Here is a 20,124-nt window from a genome sequence, read left to right on the forward strand (position 1 = left end):
AAATCTCAGGGACGCAGCACTATCGCGTTGCGGAGGGAAAGCGCATGCGCTCGGAATGCTCCTTCGGTCGAATCTTCCTGTGCCGGAGGGCATTGTCGCTCCGTTCGCTACATACTGGGCAGCGAAGAGCGATCGAACCGGTGCGACGGAGGCGTTACGCACCGCAATCGCCGATTGGCTCGAAGCATTCGGTGATACTCCTCTGGCGGTGCGCTCGTCGGCCGACAGCGAGGACGGTTCGGCAGCATCGGCTGCAGGCCAACACGAGAGCATCTTGGGCGTACAGGGCATCGACGCGATCATGAGCGCGATGCAGTCCTGTTGGGCGTCATTGCATTCCGAACGTGCCGTGAGCTACCGCGACAATCTGTCGGGGAATCGGTCCACCTCGCCCCGACACGGCGCAATGGCGGTGATCATCCAGCGTCTCGTCGATGCCGACATCTCGGGGGTCATGTTCACCCCATCGACACCGGGCGACGTCACCGAGATCGAAGCAGCGTGGGGACTCGGGGTTTCAGTGGTCGGCGGAACCGTCACCCCCGACCGGTACCGCATCGGAGACGACGGGACCGCCACCTCGATCATTGCCGACAAGCGGATTCGAACGGATCGCCGCGGGACACAGTTGGTCACCAGCGACGTCGTATCGTCGGATCGCCACAGCGCGACACTCGACGACTCGACTGCGATGCGGCTCGCTCAGCTCGGACGCGAGATCGCCACCTTGTTCGGTGGACCTCGCGACATCGAATGGGCTATCGCCGACGGTCGAATCTCGATCTTGCAAGCCCGGCCGATCACAGCCGCGCTGCCACTTCACAGCAGTACGGCCGATACCGGCACCATCGGCAGACATTTCGATTCCCCCACGATTCTCACCGGTACACCGGGTAGCGCCGGACGTGCGACAGGATCAGCTCGAATCATTCGTGGTCCCAGCGATTTCGCCCGGGTTCGACGTGGCGACATTCTGGTGTGCCCTCATACCGACCCCGCCTGGACTCCTCTGCTGCGCGCAGCACAAGGGGTCGTGACCGAAACCGGAGGCGTACTGTCCCACGCCGCGATTGTCGCCCGCGAGCTGCGAATCCCGGCGGTTCTGGCAGTCGCGAACGCCACGGATCTACTGCGCGACAACGACATCATCGCTATCGACGGTGACGAAGGAACGATCACCACATGACAATTCGATACGCGTACATAGCCCGTCACGGAGACGCCGACGCCTTCGGTGATCTCACCGACGCCGGTCGCGAACAAGTCGGCCTACTCGGTGAACGCCTCGAACACATCCCGCTCGACGTCATCTGGCATTCTCCTCTGCCACGGGCTGTGGACTCAGCACACGAGATCGCCCGTCACCGCCGGTCTCGCACATCCGTCATCGAGTCCGAAGAACTCGTCGACAACGTCCCCTACGTGCCGGCACCGAGCGAGACACCGCCATCCTGGATCCCGTTCTTCGACGGCTGGGACACCGGCGACGCAACGAGCGGTGGCGAAGTGGCGGAAGCAATGATCGAGCGCTTCGCCACGACGCCCGATTCAGCGAAGTCCCCCAACAACACTCACGAACTTCTGATCACCCACGCATATCCGATCGCATGGTTCGTCCGTCACGCCCTCGGCGCACCACCCGTTCGGTGGCTCGGCATCGACAGCGCGAACACCGCGCTCACCGTTATCGAATATCGGACAGGGCTCCCGCCGAGCCTCGTCATGTTCAACGACATGAGCCACCTCCCAAAGCAACTGCAGTGGACTGGATTCCCGGTTTCCATCCGTCCATGAGTCGAACTGGTTGCCTTCGCCCGCCGCGGAACCGGCTGTTCGGTGCCCCTCGGGCGATGAATTCCCACCCCGCTCACATGCGCAGCTGAATCTCCACCAGTAGGCGCGCATCGGAATCGGTCAGATCGAGATCCAGAATCTGTTCGACGCGGCGAATGCGGTAACGCAGGGTGTTCGGGTGAATGTGCAGGCGCTCGGCTGCCGCTCGAACGTCGCCGAAGCACGACAGGTAGGTCACCAGGCTCTCGCGCATTCTGGAGTCGTTGGTCTCGTCGTAGCGGTCGAGGGCAGCGACACGAGGGTCTCGCAACTGGTCGTGATTGGCGATCAGTTCGAGTATTTCCCCCAGCAGCACAGAGGTTCTCGACTGCTCGAGCGTCGTGACACGCACCTCGCCGGTGGTGCCGTCGAGTACCCGATCGACTTCGAATCTGGCCACGGCCACCCCGTCGAGGTCTGCGATCGGTGCGGCGACCGCAGCGCGCAGTGCCAGCGAGGTACGCATCTCGATCCGTGCCACGGCGTCGGCGGTCCACGCCGCAATCCCCGTGCCCGACGCCACCCCGGGAAACAGCGCGTAAATTCTCTCACCGATGGTGGTGACCAGGGAGTCTCGCCGAAAGGCGCTGGCGTGCAATCGGATCGCGGGTGCCTGTGCGGTGATCTCGAACTCTCCGCAGGCAGCGAATCCGACGACCGCCGCCGATCCCGAGGTGGGTATCGACAGCGCCGAGGCCAACGACGGAACGTCCACGCCGCCTCCCCTCGCCCCGAGCAACCGCTGAATCTGCAGGGCCTCGTTGGTCGGTGCGTTCGCGATGCGGGTGATCAGGCGGGCCGCGACGGCGGAGGCACCACGCAGTACCGCATCGGCATCGGCGGCGAGCGGAGCGGCACCCTCCTGCACCCAGATCGTGCCGAGAGTCGTTGAGCTGACCGATACTCGGCGGATTCCAACGGCGAGGCGTCGGCGAATACCCAGTTCGGTGTCGGCCGGTACGTCGATCACGTCTTCGGTGCGGCGGAGTCGCTCGAACACGCCCTGCTCGTGCAGTCTGCGCAGATAGTCGGCAGGCCCCTCTCGGCCGAGGATCGACAGGGTACGTAGTTCGTCGGCAGCGTCGTCGGATGCGGAGTAGGCCAACACATGTGAGCGCTCGTCCTCGATGCTCACCATGCCCTTCGTCAGGGAGGCCACCGTCTGCGCGAGTTCGTACAGGTCGGTGTCGGCTCCGAACGGTGCGTCGTCCGGGCTCTGGGCACGTACCTGGTCGAGGACTCCGCGCATCGTCGACAGCAACAGTTCCCACCGTGTCTGTCGGTGCACGGCGATCAGTGCGATTCCGGTCTCGCGCGCGCCGTGGTTCAGCGCAGCCGACGCGGCGACCTTGGTCAGCACCGCGCGCGGTCGGTCTGCGACCGGACGCAATGCGAGATCGTCGAACCACCGCACCACGTCGGCCTCGGTCACGCCCACCAGCAGCGTCAGATCGGCGGATGTCTCCAGGGGTAGTCGCAGGTCGTCGGCATCGAGCAGCGCCACGGACTCGACGGCCATGTTCGTTCCCGTCGGCGCGAGAACGAGTTCGACGACGGCACTGTGCAGCGATGCCAGCAGCGATCGCAGGGACACAGTATTGGCCATACGGACAAGTAGATCACGAAATCTTTGGCCGATGAGCTGATTGATCGAGCGTGCCGTCGGACTTGAATGAGCACCACACACCGACGACGAGGAGCAGCCATGGACGCCGTCACATCCGTCCCAACACCCATCAACGAGCCGGTCAACAACTACGCCCCCGGTAGCCCGGAACGGGCTCGCCTGCGGACCCGCTTGAGCGAGCTCCGCACATCGCCCGTCGAGATCCGCCAGGTCATCGCCGGAGTACACCGACAGGCCAGCGGTCCGGTGCAGAACGTCGTCGAGCCGCACCGCCACTCGTCGATCATCGGCAGCTTCACCGGGGCCACTCACCAGGATGTGCGCGACGCCATCGACGCCGCGACGGCAGCAGCCCCCACGTGGCGCGATCTTCCCTTCGACGAGCGGGCCGCGGTGTTCCTGCGCGCCGCCGATCTGCTGTGCGGCCCGTGGCGCGAAAGAATCGCTGCTGCAACGATGCTCGGTCAGTCCAAGTCGGCCTACCAGGCGGAGATCGATGCACCCTGCGAGCTGAGCGACTTCTGGCGGTTCAACGTCGCGTTCGCTCGACAGATTCTCGCCGAGCAGCCGGTATCGGCACCGGGAGTGTGGAACCGCGTCGAATATCGTCCGCTCGAGGGATTCGTCTACGCCATAACCCCGTTCAACTTCACCGCCATCGCAGGCAACCTGCCCACCGCGCCTGCGCTGATGGGAAACACCGTGCTGTGGAAGCCGTCACCGACTCAGGCCGTCGCCGCGTATCTGACGTTGCAGTTGCTCGAAGCGGCAGGTCTGCCACCGGGAGTGATCAACCTGGTTCTCGGCGACGGGCCGACGGTCTCCGAAGTGGCCCTGGCCGATCCGCGTCTGGCCGGCATCCACTTCACCGGATCGACCGCGACATTCCAGACGCTGTGGCGCGAGGTGGGCAACAACATCTCGAACTACCACTCGTATCCACGGCTCGTGGGCGAGACCGGCGGCAAGGACTTCATCGTCGCGCACAGCTCCGCCGATCCGGATGTGCTGACCACGGCCATGATTCGCGGCGCATTCGACTTCCAGGGCCAGAAATGCTCGGCAGCGTCCAGGGCCTTCGTACCGAAATCGTTGTGGGCTTCGATGGGCGAGACGTTCATCGAGCAGGTCGCGGCGCTGAAGTACGGCGACGTGACCGACCTGTCCAACTACGGCGGTGCCGTCATCGACCGAAAGGCGTTCGACCGCAACGCAGCTGCCCTCGATCGAGCGAAATCCGTATCCAGCCTGACCATCGCTGCCGGCGGCACCTGCGACGACTCCGAAGGGTATTTCGTCTCCCCCACCGTGCTCCTCGGCGACGACCCCACCGACGAGGCCTTCACCACCGAGTACTTCGGGCCGATCCTGGCCGTGCACGTCTACGACGACAGCAAGCCCGACGCCTACGCCGACACACTGCGCACCGTCGACACCGGATCGACGTACGCCCTGACCGGAGCCGTCATCGCCACCGATCGCACAGCCGTCGAACAAGCCCACACCGCACTACGTTTCGCGGCCGGAAACTTCTACGTCAACGACAAGCCGACCGGCGCGGTGGTGGGACAGCAACCGTTCGGTGGAGCTCGTGCGTCGGGAACCAACGACAAGGCGGGCTCACCGCAGAACCTGTTGCGCTGGACCTCGGCCCGCACCGTGAAGGAGACATTCGTCCCGCCGACCACCCACGGCTACCCGCATCAGGAAGGCGAGGGCACACGATGACCACTCTGCTGAGCAATCCGCTGCGGCCGGCATTGCTGGCGGCAGCGCGTTCACCGAAACTGCAGGCGACGGTGACGCGTCTGCGCGCCACCCGATCGCTCGTCGACCGCTTCGTGGCGGGCGAATCGGAGCCCGCGGTTGTCGGCGCCGTCGACGCCTTGCTGGCATCGGGTCGGTTCGTCTCCGTCGACTACCTCGGCGAGGACACCACCGACCGGAAGCAGGCGCAGGTGACCGTGGACGCGTATCTGTCTCTGATACAACGCTTCTCGCACCGAAGGTCCACGATCGACGCGCTGGAGATCTCGCTCAAGCTGTCCGCGCTCGGCCAAGGAATCGATCGAAGCCTGGCGCTGGAGAATGCACGGACGATTTGCACTGCGGCCACCGCGGCCGGGGTGTGGGTGACGGTGGATGCCGAGGACCACACCACCACCGATTCGACCCTGTCGATCGTCCGCGAACTTCGTGAGGACTTCCCCGATCTGGGCACGGTGCTGCAGGCCTACCTACGGCGCACCGAGGCCGACTGCCACGACCTGTCGAGGCCGAAATCTCGTATCCGACTGTGCAAGGGCGCGTACAACGAGCCGTCGTCCGTGGCGTTTCAGAGTGCGCAGGAGGTATCCGACTCCTATCTCCGGTGCCTGCAGGTGTTGATGAACGGCCGCGGGTATCCCATGGTGGCCTCGCACGACCCGGAGATGATCGAGGCGGCAGATCGGCTCGCGTCGGCTACTGGACGATCGTCCGAGGATTTCGAGTTCCAGATGCTCTACGGAATCCGAGACCTGGAACAGCGGCGTCTCGTGGAGGCCGGTCGGCACGTTCGCGTGTACGTCCCGTACGGGTCGCAGTGGTACGGGTACTTCATGCGCAGACTGGCCGAGCGCCCCGCCAATCTGCTGTTCTTCGCGCGATCGGTGCTTTCGCGCACGTAGCGGGTGCACCACACAACCCGGTCGCCGCAAACGCGCGCGCGTTTGTCATCCGCGCGCAGAATCGCGTCGTTTCCGAGGCGGTTTCGCGCGCATTCGACGAATGCGCGCGCGTTTGCGGATTCCAGGAGTCGACCGCCGCGTTCCCGCGTGGATTAGGTTCTGCGACATCGGGGCACCCTGGCTGCATGGCAAATTACAGAGTTATCGATCCGCATGGAACCGTCGTCGAGACCAAGGACATTTCGAGTTCCGAGGACGCGCATGCGTGGTTCAAGGACAGCCGCGCCGACAACGAAGAGTTGGGCTGGCGACTCGAGGTCGAGCACGACGGGGAGTGGGCGTTCTTCAGCGATTCCGAGGGTACGAAAGACTAGTTCGTTTGCGTCGGAACATTATCGGACGATCCCGCCGGCCGGCTGTACGGCGCGGGATCGTTCGATTCTCCTGTGTACAGGACGAACAGTGGGCAGCCCCTTTACCGGAGCTGCCCACCTCTTGTCGCGGCGATGATCGCCGGAGTTCTACTGGTCGCTGGACGGACGAGTCGTCGGGATGGACGACTCGAGGTCGGCGGCCCTGAGCAATCGTGAGACCGAGCGTCCTGCGACGATCGACCAGGATGCGCCGATGCCGGCCGTGTAGTCACGAACTGCATCGAAGACGGTGAGACCTGCGATGCCGAAGAATTCGACATTGGACAGGTCGAGGGTGACGTGCCGTTTGCTGGACACGCGGCTGCGGACGAAATCGGAGAACATCGGCGCGCTGCGCATGTCGATGTCGCCGTGGACGGCGACGACGAGCGAGCCGTCGGGGCCGTCGTGCGCGGTGAAGATTGCTCCGGTTGCTGCGACGGACACGGACTTCTCCGCGACGGTCACCGGGGTGGTGCGAACTTTGTTGCCTGAAGATTCAACACTCATGGCAGATCCCATCGATCGGTCGAACTGAGGGGGAAACCGATAGACGCAGCGGGAGCAGAATATTTGCCTGACCCGGACGCCGACTTCGCTGCGTTTCCCCGTGACCGGCTGTTAGCTCAACCAGGTGCAACCCTACGGCACCGGCGTGCGTTACGTCCAGCATCGATTCGGAACCATCCCCCCAGCAGCGGGTTCGAACATCCGGCGGCGCACATACGCGCCGGTGCGACTACGCGCGTGGAGTGTTGCCCAGGTCAGCGTGATGTTCGCGCATGGCTCCGATGAGCGCTTCGAACACCCGGTGCGCCGCTGCGAGATCGGCATCGGGCAGCTCTGCCAACGCGGAGCTGGTGCGCGAGCCGAGGGGACCGAAGAACCCCCGAGCGACCTCCATCCCGTGTTCGTCGTAGCGCAGAATGACTTTTCGTCGATCGGATGCGTCGGATTCGCGGCGAATGTGACCGGAGGCGATCATGCGCTCCACGAGGTAGGTCATCGCCGCCGACGACAGTCCCAGCATCGTGCCCAGCTCCCCCGCCGTCAGGGGTGCACCCTCGACGTCGGCAACCATGACATGCAACAGTGCTCGAAAATCGTTGGGACGCAGGCTGTGTAGCGCACCGAACACTTGGCCGATCTGTTCGGAGACCGACGACAGCGCTCGAAGATCCGCGGAAATAGCGGATTCGAGGTGGTTTCGGTCGGCCATGTCGGTGGTAACTCCTTCGCTGCGGTCAACGTCAGACTACTGCCCGCAAAAGATTCAGTTGCTTAATATCTAAGTAAATGAGATTGTTTTGACGTGGACAGCACTCGAACCGAGAACACCGCCGCCTGGGACCGCGTCGCCGCAGCCGTGACGCACCGTCGATCGTGGGCTGTTGCGCTGGCGATCCTCGTTCTGTCCGTCGTCGTGATGGGCCTCGTCGGCAGCAACGACTCCGCCGGTCGATCACCGAATTCACTGCCGACCTCCGCCGAGTCCTACCAGGTGGACCAGCTACTCTCCCAGTTCCCGGACTCCGACACCGCACCCGTGATTCTGGTTCTGAGCCGCGCCGATGGCGGTGACCTCACACCGTCCGACATCGAGGGCGCAGCCGCAGCGCAGGGCCGGCTGATCGCCGTGGCTCGCTCGGTACCGGACGAGCCCGGCCCGCCCCCGATCGTCGCACCCGACGGCAAAGCCGCGATTGCGCTGGTCCAGGTCGATTCCGAACTGTCGGGCTTCACGCTCGACGAACTGATCACCGAACTGCGGTCCGCTGCGACCGACGGCCTGTCGCCCGATCTGACTGCTCAGGTCACCGGCGGACCTGCCTTCGGAGCCGACATCGCGAACTCGTTCTCCGGTGCCAACTTCACCCTTCTCGCCGTCACTGCACTCGTGGTGGCCGTCCTCCTCATCGTTACCTACCGATCACCCATCCTGTGGTTGGTGCCGTTGGCCGTCATCGGTTTCGCCGACCGCTTCGCCACCACCGTCGGCACCGCCCTGGCCGAGGTCACCGGCCTGTCCTTCGACGGCTCGACCTCCGGAATCACCAGCGTGCTGGTCTTCGGAGCAGGCACGAACTACGCGCTGCTGTTGATCTCCCGATACCGCGAGGAACTGCGGCGCGAATCCGACCATCGCCTCGCCCTGCGCCACGCCGTTCGCCACGCCGGGCCGGCCATCCTCGCCAGCAATGCAACCGTCGTACTGGCGTTGCTCACACTGCTGCTCGCGATCCTGCCGAGCACCCGCAGCCTCGGAGCCCTGGCCGCCGCAGGCCTCGTCGTCGCAGCGGTCTTCGTCCTGCTCGTACTGCCTCCGCTACTCGCGTTGTGCGGCCCGAAGTTGTTCTGGCCCTTCGTACCCAAGGCCTCGGACAGGGACACCACAACGGAGGGCGTCTGGCATTCGATCGCCGCAGGCGTTGCCCGACGCCCCATGGCGACCGCCTCGGTCACCATCGTGGCGCTACTGGCCTGCTGTGCCGCACTGTTCGGGACCCAGATCGGACTCTCGCAAACCGAGCAGTTCCGCGTCACCGCCGAGTCCGTCGAAGGCTTCGATACTCTCTCCCAGCATTTCCCGGCCGGATCCGCCGATCCGACGACGGTCCTCGCACCCACCGCGGACATCGATGGGGTCATCAGCACCGTGGAGGGCATCGACGGGGTCGTCTCCGTCGAACGCGTCGCAGATTCCGACACCGGACTCACCCGACTCTCAGTCGTCACCGACGCGGCCCCCGCATCCGACGAATCGTTCACCGTCGTCGAGAAGATCCGCTTCGCACTGAACGACGTAGACCGCGCGCAAGTCGGCGGCAGCGACGCCAAGGCACTCGACACCACCGACGCCGCGGCTCGGGATCGGGTCGTGGTGATTCCCGCGATCCTCGCGGTGGTGCTCGCCGTGCTCCTGGTACTGCTGCGCGCCCTCGTCGCACCCCTGATCTTGGTTGCCACAACGGTATTGAGCGCAGTGGCCGCGATCGGAATCGGCAGCTGGGTAAGCCTGCACGTCTTCGGATTCCCCGCCCTCGACGACAACACTCCACTGTTCGCGTTCCTGTTCCTGGTCGCGCTGGGCGTGGATTACACCATCTTCCTGGTCACTCGCACCCGCGAGGAGACGCCTCGGCACGGCACCAGATCTGCCATCGTGCGAGCCGTGTCGGCCACCGGAGGTGTCATCACGAGCGCGGGAATCGTTCTGGCAGCCGTCTTCTGCGTGCTCGGCGTCCTACCGCTGATCACCCTGACCCAACTCGGAATCATCGTCGGACTCGGCATTCTGCTCGATACCTTCGTGGTACGAACCGTCGTGATTCCCGCCCTGTTCACCCTCATCGGCCCGGGGATCTGGTGGCCGAACAGGATCGACTCGAACACGAGCACAACCGCAACCCAAGGAGCGAATTCATGAAGATCCGCAACGCATTCGGCCGCACCGCACTCGTCGGTGCCCTCGCCGCAGGCGCACTGCTGACCGCGGCCCCGGCTCAGGCGCAGCCGGTCGGCCCCCTGGGATCGGTCGGCCTCGAGCCACTGGCTCCGATCCAGTCACTCGATGTCGAGCGTTACCTGGGCACCTGGAACCAGGTCGCTGCTGTGCCGCAACCGTTCAACCTGATCTGTGCCCGAGACACCCAGGCGAATTACCAGATGATCGACGAATCCAACATTCGAGTCGAGAACACCTGCACCACCTGGACCGGTGGCGAGAACCGCATCGTCGGCAACGCACGGGTCAACGACACCGTCACCAAAGCCCAACTGCACGTGAGCTTCCCGGGAGTTCCCACCCAGGAGAGCCAGGAAGGGCCGACCAACTACATCGTGGCCTACATCGCCGACGACTACTCGTGGGCGTTCGTCGGAAGCCCCACCCGCACGTCCGGTTTCGTGCTCAAGCGCACGCCCGACGTGAGCGTCGATCAGTTCCGCGAGATCCGCCGCGTCGCCGAATCGCTTGGTTACGACTCGAACTTCATCACCACGACACCCACCCCGGGTGGCGCGAATACGATTCAGCAGCTTTCGACGGTGTAAGTGCGGCGGAGCCGCAGTGGTGCGGTTATGTGCCGCAGAGGGCACATAACCACGCCACTGCCGGAGGCACTCAGCTCGCGGACAGAATCGAGATCGCGAAGATCAAACTGTCGCCCGGTTCGATTCCGGCCGCCGGATTTCCGCTCGCGTATCCGTCGGCCGAGGTGACCGCAACGGCAACGGTCGAGCCGACGGTCTGCCCGGCGATGGCCTTCTGGAAGCCTGCGACAACTCGGTCGAGCGGAAACTCGACCGGTCGGCCACGCTCGTAGCTGCTGTCGAACGTCGACCCGTCGCGGCCGTTGACGCCCATGTAGCAGACGGAGACACTGGCATCGGCAGCAACGACCGGGCCGTCACCCGGCTTCAGCGTCTTCACCTGCGTTTCGGCGACGCTGAACGGAGCCCCGACCGTGACCGACGGTGCGGTTGTGTCCGTGGATCCGACGACGGCGATGCTGCCGGTGTCACCGTCGAGCGTCCACTCGGGGGTGGCAGACGCCTCGACCGGTGCCGTGGGGCACGTGCTCGCGCCGGCGGCCGTTGCAGCGGAGGACGTCGAAGCCGAGGAAGAGGTCGTCGCCGGTGACGAGGTGTCCGAATCCGAGCTGCAGGCACCCGTCGACAAGACGAGCGATGCGGAGGCGGCCAGGAACAGAGTGCGGGTGCGGGTGTGATTCACCGCGCCCACGCTACAAGTACCGCCTCCGCCTCCCGTCACACTGCGGCCCGGAGCACCTGTGCAGCAGGAGTGGATGCTCGCCCGATCAGCGCCTGCAGATCGCCGGAGTCGGTGTCGAGCTCGCCTCGCGAGATGCCTGCGTCCGCGCTGGCCAACATGGCGGCCACGAAGTCGGGCAGTCCCGCGCCCTGGAGAATTGCGGCGTACTCGGACTCGGCGAGGTCCTTGTAGACGATCGACTTGCCGGAGATCTCGCTGATGACGTCCGCGAGCTCGCCATAGGTCAGCCGCTCGCTGCCGCCGAGCTCGTAGACCTTTCCGCCTTGGCCATCGAGGGTCAGCACGGCTGCGGCCGCTTCGGCGAAGTCGGCGCGCGAGGCGGCCGCAAGCTTGCCGTTGCCTGCCGCACCGAGCAGCACTCCGCTCTCGATCGTCTGAGCGAGCGAGCCGAGATAGTTCTCCCAGTACCAGCCGTTGCGCAGAAAGACGGCGGGGATCGACGAGGCCGTCAGGCGCTCTTCTGTCGCCTTGTGCTCGGGCGCAAGGCTGATGCCGGAGGTGTCGGCGGCGAGCAGGCTGGTGTACGCGATCAGGCTGACCCCAGCCGCCTCGGCAGCGTCGATCACGTTGTTGTGCTGCGCAATTCGCTGACCGACCTCCGAACCCGAGACCAGTAGCAGCTTGTCGACGCCCGCGAGGGCAGACGTCAGAGCGGCAGTGTCGCTGTAATCGGCAACCCGAATCACAACTCCGCGGTCGGCCAGAGCCGAGGCCTTGTCCGCATTGCGTACAACGGCGACGATCTCGGCGGGTGCGACGCCACGCTCGATGAGTGCGTCGACGACGAGTCCGCCGAGATTGCCCGTTGCTCCGGTCACTGCAGTGGTCATGAAGAACTCCTGGGGTTGAGGTTTCAAGTTCCACACCACTATGCACTTACTTTTCGTGCAGTGCAACCCTCGAAATAATTGCTTACGTCTGCGCACGCGCTAGCATGGAGGTATGCCCGAAATCGCACCGTCACTCGAAGCCTCCGTCTTCGCACGGGATTGCGCGTCGAGGCAGACGTTGCAGAACGCCACCAGCAGGTGGGGCGTGCTGGCACTGGCCGCTCTCACCGAGGGTGACTATCGATTCAATGCACTGCGTCGACGCGTCGACGGCGTCAGCGAACGCATGCTCTCGCAGACGTTGCAGACCCTCGAGCGCGACGGCCTCGTGGTTCGGACCGTACTCGAGACCATCCCACCGAAGGTCGAGTACAGCCTCACTCCGCTGGGCCGGGACGTCGGCACTCGGTTGAGCGATCTCATCGAACTCATCGAGGGCTCCATGCCCGCCGTTCTCGAATCGCGCGCCGAGCACGACGCGCGCTGAGGCTGCCCGTCACGCCGGCGGGGTCACCAGACACCACTCGTTGCCCTCGGGGTCGAGGAGCACCTGAAAAGATCCCGCAGAGTCGGAGTGCCGGTCGCCGTGCACCCTCGCGCCCAGCGCCACGGCCAGGCCGACGGCACGGTCGATATCCGGTACGTCGACGTCGAGATGGAGTCGATTCTTGCCCGACTTTCCTTCCGGGACTCGTTGAAACGCCAGCCGAGAGAAGCCGGGGACGTCGACGTAATGCCATGAGTCGTCGCGCATCATCGGCTCTCCACCGAGCACCCCGGCCCAAAATTTCGCCAGCAACGCCGGCTCCGCGCAATCGAAAACCACTTCGTCCATCCGTCCGATCATCAGGCGATCCTAGGGGCCCCGAGCACCCACCGGTCCGTTACGCCAGCGTGATACTACCGAGATGTTTCCGTGATGATGCCGAACCCGTGCCGCGTTCGGACACGTCGAGACTCGGAGCGGGACGCAAGGGTCGTACACAGCAATGACCCAGCGACCGGACACGCTCGGCACACCGGTGCCGGCGCACTGATCTCGGGAGGCATTCACCATGTTCCACACCAAGAGAATCGTCGGCGGAGCCGCGGCATTCGGATTTGCCTGTGCGTTCGCGGCACTGGTACCCGGCACGGCATCGGCAGCACCGGTCGCCTGCACCACCGGACCCGGAGGAGCAGATCTCGCCGCACTCGTCGGAGGATCGCAGTGCGACAGTTCCGCCGACGTCGCAAGCGCCGCAGCAGGACTGGGCCTCGAGGGCTGGGGCTCGGCCGAGGCGATGAACAACGCAGCTGCCCTGGCACTCGGATTGAACGGCGGAACTGCCGTCAGCAACGGCAGCTTCGGGGGCGCGCCCGCAGCGATCGCCTTCGGTCCGGGTGCCGTCGCACAGAACACCGCAGCAGGCCTCGGGCTCTCCATCGCGGTGGCCGCACCGGGCTCGACCGTCACCCTCACACCGGCAGGCGCGGTGTGCAACGGAACCGGAATCGCAGGCAGCTTCACCACACTGCAGGGCTGCATCGGCTGACATCCGCCACGGCGGGGGGACGCGAGTGAGCCATATGGATGCCCCCGATGACTGCGTGATCTACAGTCTGATTGACCTACAGTCTCGGTCAACCACAGTCTCGGTATGCGAGTCGGCAACGACCCGCTGAACAAGGAGTTCGACGGCAATGATGTCTTACCTGCTCTACGACGTTCTGCTCCCCCAGCTCGGCCACGACGTCGCGTCGTACTGGGCACACCTGCTGGTCATCGCCCCGGTCTGATACACCGGACGCATCGCTCGAACGTTCATCCCCGCTCGGCCACGGTGCCGGGCGGGGATGAACGCGTTCGACATGCGCCGGTATCAGACGGGTTCGGGCAGCAATCGGGTCAGCACATCGGAGAGCGTCACCACGCCGACCGTGCGTGAGCTCTCGCCCACTCCTGCCGACGCATCCACCACCAACGCCAAATGGTGCCGGGTCTCCCGCATCGACGCCAACGCGACGTAGACCGGGGTGCTCGAATCCAACGAGTACGCCGGACGCATGATCTCCGCGAGGCTTTCGGGCTCGGTCAGCGTGTCGCGAACGTGCACAACACCTTTCACCACCTCGTCGTCGCTGACGAGGATTCGTAGATGCCCGCTGGTGCGCGACGCTTCCCGCACGTCGTCGATCGTCGCCGACGACGGTACCGAAACGAGCGTTGCGCTCCGGGCCACCAGATCGCCGACCGTGAGGTCCTGCAACTCCAGGGCACCCGAGATCTGCGCCTGGTAACTCGCATCGAGCGCGCCGACGTTGACCGAGTGCTCCACGAGGTGACGCAAGTCGTCCGCGTTCTGTCCCGAGGCCACCTGATCTGCCGGTTCCACTCCGACCTTGCGCAGGCACCAGTTGGCCATGTTGTTCAGGAGCGCGAGCAGCGGACGCGTGAGGAACATGAACGCTCGCATCGGTAGTGCGAGCATCGTCGCCGACTTCTCCGGATGTGCGATGGCCCAGGACTTCGGAGCCATCTCGCCGACGACCAAGTGCAGGAACGTGACGATCACGAGCGCCAGCACGAATCCGAGCACATCGGCGAACCAGAACGGCAGTCCTGCGCTCTCGAACAACGGTGTGAGCCAGTAGTGCACAGCGGGTTTGGTCGTCGCGCCGAGGGCGAGGGTGCAGACGGTGATGCCGAGCTGCGATCCGGCGAGCAGCACAGTCAACTCCGAGGAGCTGCGCAACGCGGCCCGGGCGGCCCGTGAATTCGGCGCGGCGTCCTCGAGGCGATGCCGTTTTGCAGCAAGCAGAGCGAACTCGACTGCGACGAAGAAGGCGCTCGCTGCGATGAGTCCGATCGTCACGGCCAGGAAGACCCAGAGGTTGCTCATCGGTGTGCTCCTGCAGTGTCGGACTCGGCCGAATTCTCGTCGCGCTCGGTGGGCCGCTCATCGATGGTGAGGGTGAGTAGTGACGGCACGTGACTGTCGATCTCCTGAACCTCGATCCCGACGAAACGGATGGGTGCCTCCTCGTCGTTGGCCAGATCGGCGTTGTCGGGCGGCAGGTCCACTTCGATGCGTGTACCGACCTCCGGCAACGAACCGTGGTGTGCGATGGCGAATCCGGCAATGGTCTCGTAGTCGCCCTCGGGCAGATCGACGCCGATTGCGCGCTCGACCTCGTCGACGTGGACCTCGCCGGCCATCGTCCAGCTGCCGTCGTCGGCGCTCACCGGGCTCGGATCGAGCGCTCCGTCGTCGTGCTCGTCGGTGATTTCACCGACCAGCTCCTCGGCCAGGTCCTCGATGGTGATGACCCCCGTGAGGCCGCCGTATTCGTCTATGACACAGGCCAATTGGTTACGCGTGGCCCGCAGCTCGCGCATCGCGTCGGGCAGGCTCTGCATCTCGGGCAGAATCAGAGCATCGCGGGTGAGACCGGAGATCGGCGTCGAGTCGGGCTCGAAAGAGCCCAAAACGTCCTGCAGATGCACCACACCCACGATGCCGTCGCCCTCGTCGAGCACCGGGTATCGGGAATGTTCCTGGCCCATCAACGCTTTCACCGCACCGAGCGTGTCGGTGTCACGCACCGTGGCAGCCCGCGAACGCGGGATCATGGCGTGTTCGACGTTGCGCGTAGGGAAGTCGAGAATGCGATCGAGCAGGGTCGAGAGCTCGTCGGGCAGATCACCCGTTTCGCGTGAATCCGAGACGATGTGCTCGAGGTCGCGCGGACTGGCCGAATGCTCGACGTCGTGCACGGGCTCGATCTTCAGCGCCCTGAGAAGCAGGTTCGACGACTGATCGAAGATGGTGATCAACCAGCCGAAGAGCCTGAGGTAGATGGTCGTCGAGAGCGACAACCAGCGAGCCACCGGCTCTGGGCGGGCGATGGCGAAGTTCTTGGGGAACAGTTCGCCGAAGAGCATCTGCACGAACGTTGCGAACGTGATTGCCAGAACGGCACCCAGCCCTACGCCGACCGCGGTCGGAACACCGACGCCGCCCAGTATCGCGCTGAACGACCGACCGATCAGTGGTTCGGCGACGTAGCCGACCAGTAGACCAGTGACAGTGATGCCCAATTGCGCACCCGAGAGCATGAACGACGTGCGCTTGGTGACGGTCAAGGTGCGAGCCGCGACGGCGTCACCGGCCTCGGCTCGCGCCTCGAGCCGAGACCGGTCGACGGTCATGTACGCGAATTCCTGAGCTACGAAGTAGCCGGTGGCGACGGTGATGAGAAAAACGACGAGCAGGCCGAGCAGAAGAGTGAGCACTACGCTCATTCGCCGGACACCGCCTCGCACGTAGTAGTCGTAGTGCGGGGAGCCGTGTCCGGCCCGGGTCTATCGCTGTCCATGATTCCTCAGGGTTGGGTGGCGTACGTTTTGTCCGATACTACCGAGTGCGCTCAGCGCAGTGGACTCAGTGCTGCAACGCCGGGTAATCCGTGTAGCCCTTCGCGCCCTCGGAATAGAAGGTGCTCGGATCCGGCTCGTTCAACGGCAGATCCTCACGCCAGCGGTAGGCGAGATCCGGGTTGGCGATTGCCGGACGTCCGACGACAACCGCGTCACCGATGCCGTCGTCCAACAGCGAGATCGCTTCGTCTCGGCTGGTGATCTCACCGAAGCCGCTGTTGACGAGCACTGCGCCACCGAAGGCCTGCCGCAGGTCCTGAACCAGCTCACCCGCCGGTCCTTGTGCAGCACACTGAGATAGGCCAGTCCGAGGGGCGCGATCCGCTCGATCAACGCACGGTAGGTGGCGCGCACGTCGTCGGCGTCGGTTTCGAGCGCGTCCTGGATGTTGTGCTCGGGCGAGATGCGAATGCCCACCTTGCCTGCGCCGAGGGCGGCTACCACCGCTTCGACCAACTCGGCGACGAATCGAGCGCGGTTCTCCGGCGAGCCACCGTACGCGTCCTCCCGCTGATTCGAGGCGGGTGAGAGGAACTCGTGCAACAGGTAGCCGTTGGCCCCGTGAATCTCGACGCCGTCCATCCCCGCCGCGATCGCATTCTTCGACGCCTGCACGAAATCTGCAATCACCGTGGGTAGTTCGTCCTCACGCAGAGCACGCGGGGTGGGGTACGGCTTCTTGCCGTCGTACGTGCGGGTCTCGCCTTCGATCGCGATGGCGCTCGGCCCGACGACCTCGTGCCCACCCGTCGTCGCCTCGTGCGTCACCCGACCGGCATGCATCACCTGCGCGAAGATCAGTCCACCGTCGGCATGCACCGCATCGGCGACATTCCTCCAGCCGGCGATCTGCTCGTCCGTCACCAGGCCGGGCTGGCCGGGAAAGCCCTGACCGGCGTGGCTCGGGTAGGTACCTTCGCTGACGATCAGCCCCAGGGAAGCTCGTTGCTGGTAGTGCTCGACCACCAGCGGGCCCGGAACGCCGTCGCGCCCCGACCGCACGCGCGTCAGCGGTGCCATCACCAACCGGTTGTCCAGCTTCAGGTCACCGAGCGTCAATGGGGAAAACAACTTCATGGATCTCTCCTCACGAGTGCGTGCACAGTCTTTGCTACTGCTCACTCGAAACGAACGAGATCGACGGACCTATTCCGCCTCGAGACAATGCTCACGCAGTGGTGCGCGGAGCCTGCGGGTCGTTCCGCAGGCTCCACTCCTGTGTGCCGCCTGGGGCACTCATCCACACCACTGCTTATCTGGTCGTTCCGCAGGCTCCACTCCTGCGCGCAGGCACTACAGGATGTACAGCATCTCCTGGTACGTCGGCAGCGGCCAGAGATCGTCGGCCACCATGGCCTCGAGGGTGTCCGCTGCAGATCGGGCTGCCGCCATCGCGGGCAGCAGTTCGTCCTTGGCGTGCGTGGCCTCGGCGAGGGCCTCGCCTCCCGGATCTGCTTCGAGGGCGGCCTTCAGAGTCGCCAGTGCTGCCCGTAGATCGGCCAGCGGTGTCGATACCGCCTGCAGCGCAGACATATCCGGCTCCACGCCTGCAGCCTTCAGCGCACTGACGTTCTGGGCCAACTCGGTCTGGTATCGCACCGCGGCAGGCAGGATGGATGTCTGCCCCATTTCGAGCGTCAGGCGCGCTTCGACGAACACCGTCAGTGCGTACTGCTCGAGCCCGATCTCGTAGCGCGAGTGCATCTCTCGGTGGTTGAACACCTTGTACTTCTCGAACAGTTCCATCGCCGAGTCCGAGATCAGCTCCGGCAACGCGTCGAGCGTCGTACGCAAATTCGGTAGGCCGCGTGCCTCCGCCTCGATCTGCCAGTTGTCGGAGTAGCCGTCTCCGTTGAACACCACCGCGCCGTGCTCGGTGATGATCTCGGTCAGCAGATTCTGCACGGCGGTGTCGAAGTCGGTGCCGTCGGCGACGGCCGTTTCGAGGTTGGTCGCCATGTAGTCGAGTGCCTCGGCCATGATCGTGTTGATCGTGACCATCGGGCCGTTGACGGTCTGCATCGAACCGGGAGCGCGGAACTCGAACCTGTTGCCGGTGAACGCAAACGGCGATGTTCGGTTGCGGTCACCGGGATCGGTCGGCAGCACGGGAAGGGTGTCGGCGCCGATCATCATGGTGCCCTTGCCCTTCGAGGACGTGGCCGCACCCTTGGCGATCTGGTCGAACACGTCGGCCAGCTGATCACCGAGGAAGATCGAGATGATCGCAGGCGGAGCCTCGTTCGCTCCGAGGCGGTGATCGTTGGTCGCCGACGCCACCGAGGCGCGCAGCAGTCCGCCGTACTTGTGCACCGCGCGGATGACGGCGGCACAGAAGACGAGGAACTGCGCGTTGTCGTGCGGATTGTCTCCTGGTACCAGCAGCGATCCGAGGTCGGAGTTGCCGAGCGAGAAGTTGACGTGCTTACCGGATCCGTTGACGCCCTCGAACGGCTTCTCGTGGAACAGACACTCCATGCCGTGCTTCTTGGCGATGGTCTTGAATGTCGTCATCAGCAGCTGCTGGTGATCGGCGGCGATGTTGCCGCGCTCGAACATCGGGGCGATCTCGAACTGTCCGGGGGCAACCTCGTTGTGCCTGGTCTTGGCCGGGATGCCGAGTTTGAACAACTCGCGCTCGGTGTCCATCATGAATCCCAGAACCCGCTCGGGGATGGCACCGAAGTAATGGTCGTCGAACTCCTGACCCTTGGGCGGCTTCGAGCCGAACAGGGTGCGACCGGCGTTGAGCAGATCGGGCCGGGCAAGGAAGAAGTGCCGGTCGACCAGGAAGTACTCCTGCTCCGGTCCACAGAACGAGACGATGTTCTCGATGTTCTCGTGGCCGAAGAGCTTCAGGATCCGCTCGGCATGCCCACCCATCGCCTGCTGGCTGCGAAGCAGCGGGGTCTTGTGGTCGAGTGCCTCACCTGTCATCGAGACGAACACCGTCGGGATGCACAGGGTGTTGCCGTTCGGGTTCTCGAGCACGTACGCCGGGCTGGTGACGTCCCAGCCCGTGTAGCCGCGAGCCTCGAACGTGTTGCGTAGGCCGCCGTTGGGGAAGCTCGACGCGTCGGGCTCGCCCTGGATCAGCGTCTTGCCTGCGAACTCCGCGAGCGCGCTGCCGTCACCGACGGGATCGAAGAAGCTGTCGTGTTTCTCTGCCGTCAACCCGGTCAGGGGGTAGAAGACGTGCGCGTAGTGCGTCGCGCCTTTCTCGAGAGCCCAGTCCTTCATCGCCGACGCAACCGCGTCGGCGACCATCGGATCGAGCTTCTTGCCCTTGTCGATCGTTGCCATCACCGACTTGAAAACCGATTTGGGCAGACGCTTCTGCATGACGACCTTGCTGAAGACGTTCTCGCCGAAGATCTCGCCCGGCTTCTCGTCTCCGACGAAGCTCACTGCAGGCGGTACATACGCCTCGACGTCTTTGATCGCCTGCAGGCGGACGGTATTTCCACTCATGGCTACCCCTTGACACGGTGCTGCTCCGCGCCTGGATTGTGCGGAGTCCGACTCGGCGACTGTACG

Annotated in this window: 18 protein-coding genes and 1 pseudogene; 9 read left to right on the forward strand and 10 right to left on the reverse strand. The window is 64.7% G+C overall.

Annotated elements, in window-relative coordinates:
- Positions 1 to 79 precede the first annotated feature (79 nt).
- Together ACNEOT_RS17735 and ACNEOT_RS17740 are read left to right on the forward strand one after the other, a co-directional pair.
- Positions 80 to 1,186, forward strand: a complete 1,107-nt coding sequence (locus tag ACNEOT_RS17735; protein ID WP_415975610.1) for a PEP/pyruvate-binding domain-containing protein — start codon at positions 80 to 82, stop codon at positions 1,184 to 1,186.
- On the forward strand, positions 1,183 to 1,794 hold the full coding sequence (locus ACNEOT_RS17740) for a histidine phosphatase family protein (protein WP_415975611.1): 612 nt from the start codon (positions 1,183 to 1,185) through the stop codon (positions 1,792 to 1,794). Before ACNEOT_RS17735 ends, ACNEOT_RS17740 begins: the two co-directional genes overlap by 4 nt.
- A gap of 73 nt (positions 1,795 to 1,867) precedes the next feature.
- Here the strand turns inward: ACNEOT_RS17740 and ACNEOT_RS17745 are convergent, their stop codons facing one another.
- The gene (locus ACNEOT_RS17745) at positions 1,868 to 3,439 is read right to left on the reverse strand and encodes a PucR family transcriptional regulator (RefSeq protein WP_415975613.1); all 1,572 of its coding nucleotides are present in this window, start codon (positions 3,437 to 3,439) and stop codon (positions 1,868 to 1,870) included.
- A 99-nt stretch (positions 3,440 to 3,538) separates the two neighbouring features.
- Between ACNEOT_RS17745 and pruA the strand changes: the two genes are divergently transcribed.
- The 3 genes from pruA (at position 3,539) to ACNEOT_RS17760 (ending at position 6,503) form a co-directional block, all read left to right on the forward strand.
- Positions 3,539 to 5,188 (forward strand): L-glutamate gamma-semialdehyde dehydrogenase, encoded by a 1,650-nt coding sequence (gene pruA, locus ACNEOT_RS17750; RefSeq protein WP_415975614.1) that lies wholly within the window; start codon positions 3,539 to 3,541, stop codon positions 5,186 to 5,188.
- Positions 5,185 to 6,129 (forward strand): proline dehydrogenase family protein, encoded by a 945-nt coding sequence (locus ACNEOT_RS17755; protein WP_415975615.1) that lies wholly within the window; start codon positions 5,185 to 5,187, stop codon positions 6,127 to 6,129. Before pruA ends, ACNEOT_RS17755 begins: the two co-directional genes overlap by 4 nt.
- A 185-nt stretch (positions 6,130 to 6,314) precedes the next feature.
- Positions 6,315 to 6,503 (forward strand): hypothetical protein, encoded by a 189-nt coding sequence (locus ACNEOT_RS17760; protein ID WP_037194480.1) that lies wholly within the window; start codon positions 6,315 to 6,317, stop codon positions 6,501 to 6,503.
- 147 nt (positions 6,504 to 6,650) lie between these two features.
- Here the strand turns inward: ACNEOT_RS17760 and ACNEOT_RS17765 are convergent, their stop codons facing one another.
- Both ACNEOT_RS17765 and ACNEOT_RS17770 read right to left on the reverse strand, forming a co-directional pair.
- Entirely contained in the window at positions 6,651 to 7,052 is a 402-nt protein-coding gene (locus ACNEOT_RS17765; RefSeq protein ID WP_415975617.1) for an STAS domain-containing protein, read from the reverse strand.
- 229 nt (positions 7,053 to 7,281) lie between these two features.
- Positions 7,282 to 7,761, reverse strand: a complete 480-nt coding sequence (locus ACNEOT_RS17770) for a MarR family winged helix-turn-helix transcriptional regulator (protein WP_415975618.1) — start codon at positions 7,759 to 7,761, stop codon at positions 7,282 to 7,284.
- A gap of 207 nt (positions 7,762 to 7,968) precedes the next feature.
- Between ACNEOT_RS17770 and ACNEOT_RS17775 the strand changes: the two genes are divergently transcribed.
- Complete coding sequence (locus ACNEOT_RS17775) at positions 7,969 to 9,969, forward strand: MMPL family transporter (RefSeq protein WP_415976351.1); 2,001 nt, start codon at positions 7,969 to 7,971, stop codon at positions 9,967 to 9,969.
- The gene (locus ACNEOT_RS17780) at positions 9,966 to 10,595 is read left to right on the forward strand and encodes a lipocalin family protein (protein WP_415975619.1); all 630 of its coding nucleotides are present in this window, start codon (positions 9,966 to 9,968) and stop codon (positions 10,593 to 10,595) included. Before ACNEOT_RS17775 ends, ACNEOT_RS17780 begins: the two co-directional genes overlap by 4 nt.
- 70 nt (positions 10,596 to 10,665) lie before the next feature.
- Here the strand turns inward: ACNEOT_RS17780 and ACNEOT_RS17785 are convergent, their stop codons facing one another.
- Together ACNEOT_RS17785 and ACNEOT_RS17790 are read right to left on the reverse strand one after the other, a co-directional pair.
- Positions 10,666 to 11,286 carry an FKBP-type peptidyl-prolyl cis-trans isomerase gene (locus tag ACNEOT_RS17785; protein WP_415975620.1) on the reverse strand — a complete coding sequence of 207 codons (621 nt, stop codon included), beginning with the start codon at positions 11,284 to 11,286 and terminating at the stop codon, positions 10,666 to 10,668.
- 26 nt (positions 11,287 to 11,312) lie between these two features.
- Entirely contained in the window at positions 11,313 to 12,167 is an 855-nt protein-coding gene (locus tag ACNEOT_RS17790) for an SDR family oxidoreductase (RefSeq protein ID WP_415975621.1), read from the reverse strand.
- A 112-nt stretch (positions 12,168 to 12,279) separates the two neighbouring features.
- Between ACNEOT_RS17790 and ACNEOT_RS17795 the strand changes: the two genes are divergently transcribed.
- Positions 12,280 to 12,654 (forward strand): winged helix-turn-helix transcriptional regulator, encoded by a 375-nt coding sequence (locus ACNEOT_RS17795; protein ID WP_415975623.1) that lies wholly within the window; start codon positions 12,280 to 12,282, stop codon positions 12,652 to 12,654.
- A 9-nt stretch (positions 12,655 to 12,663) separates the two neighbouring features.
- Here ACNEOT_RS17795 and ACNEOT_RS17800 read toward each other — a convergent pair whose 3' ends face one another.
- The gene (locus ACNEOT_RS17800; protein ID WP_415975625.1) at positions 12,664 to 13,014 is read right to left on the reverse strand and encodes a VOC family protein; all 351 of its coding nucleotides are present in this window, start codon (positions 13,012 to 13,014) and stop codon (positions 12,664 to 12,666) included.
- 208 nt (positions 13,015 to 13,222) lie between these two features.
- Between ACNEOT_RS17800 and ACNEOT_RS17805 the strand changes: the two genes are divergently transcribed.
- Positions 13,223 to 13,702 (forward strand): DUF6764 family protein, encoded by a 480-nt coding sequence (locus ACNEOT_RS17805; RefSeq protein WP_415975627.1) that lies wholly within the window; start codon positions 13,223 to 13,225, stop codon positions 13,700 to 13,702.
- A 327-nt stretch (positions 13,703 to 14,029) separates the two neighbouring features.
- Here ACNEOT_RS17805 and ACNEOT_RS17810 read toward each other — a convergent pair whose 3' ends face one another.
- The 4 genes and pseudogenes from ACNEOT_RS17810 to ACNEOT_RS17825 form a co-directional block, all read right to left on the reverse strand.
- Positions 14,030 to 15,049: a hemolysin family protein gene (locus tag ACNEOT_RS17810; RefSeq protein WP_415975628.1), complete on the reverse strand. Its 1,020-nt coding sequence runs from the start codon at positions 15,047 to 15,049 to the stop codon at positions 14,030 to 14,032.
- Positions 15,046 to 16,452, reverse strand: coding sequence for a hemolysin family protein (locus ACNEOT_RS17815; RefSeq protein WP_415975629.1), 1,407 nt, complete (start codon positions 16,450 to 16,452; stop codon positions 15,046 to 15,048). The genes ACNEOT_RS17810 and ACNEOT_RS17815 overlap by 4 nt, the downstream gene beginning before the upstream one ends.
- Positions 16,453 to 16,591: 139 nt before the next feature.
- Positions 16,592 to 17,664: pseudogene (locus tag ACNEOT_RS17820) on the reverse strand (alkene reductase).
- 216 nt (positions 17,665 to 17,880) lie between these two features.
- Positions 17,881 to 20,058, reverse strand: coding sequence for a glutamine synthetase III (locus tag ACNEOT_RS17825; protein ID WP_415975630.1), 2,178 nt, complete (start codon positions 20,056 to 20,058; stop codon positions 17,881 to 17,883).
- Positions 20,059 to 20,124: the final 66 nt, after the last annotated feature.

The organism is Rhodococcus sp. 077-4 (assembly GCF_047782425.1).
In the GTDB taxonomy this organism is placed as follows: domain Bacteria; phylum Actinomycetota; class Actinomycetes; order Mycobacteriales; family Mycobacteriaceae; genus Rhodococcoides.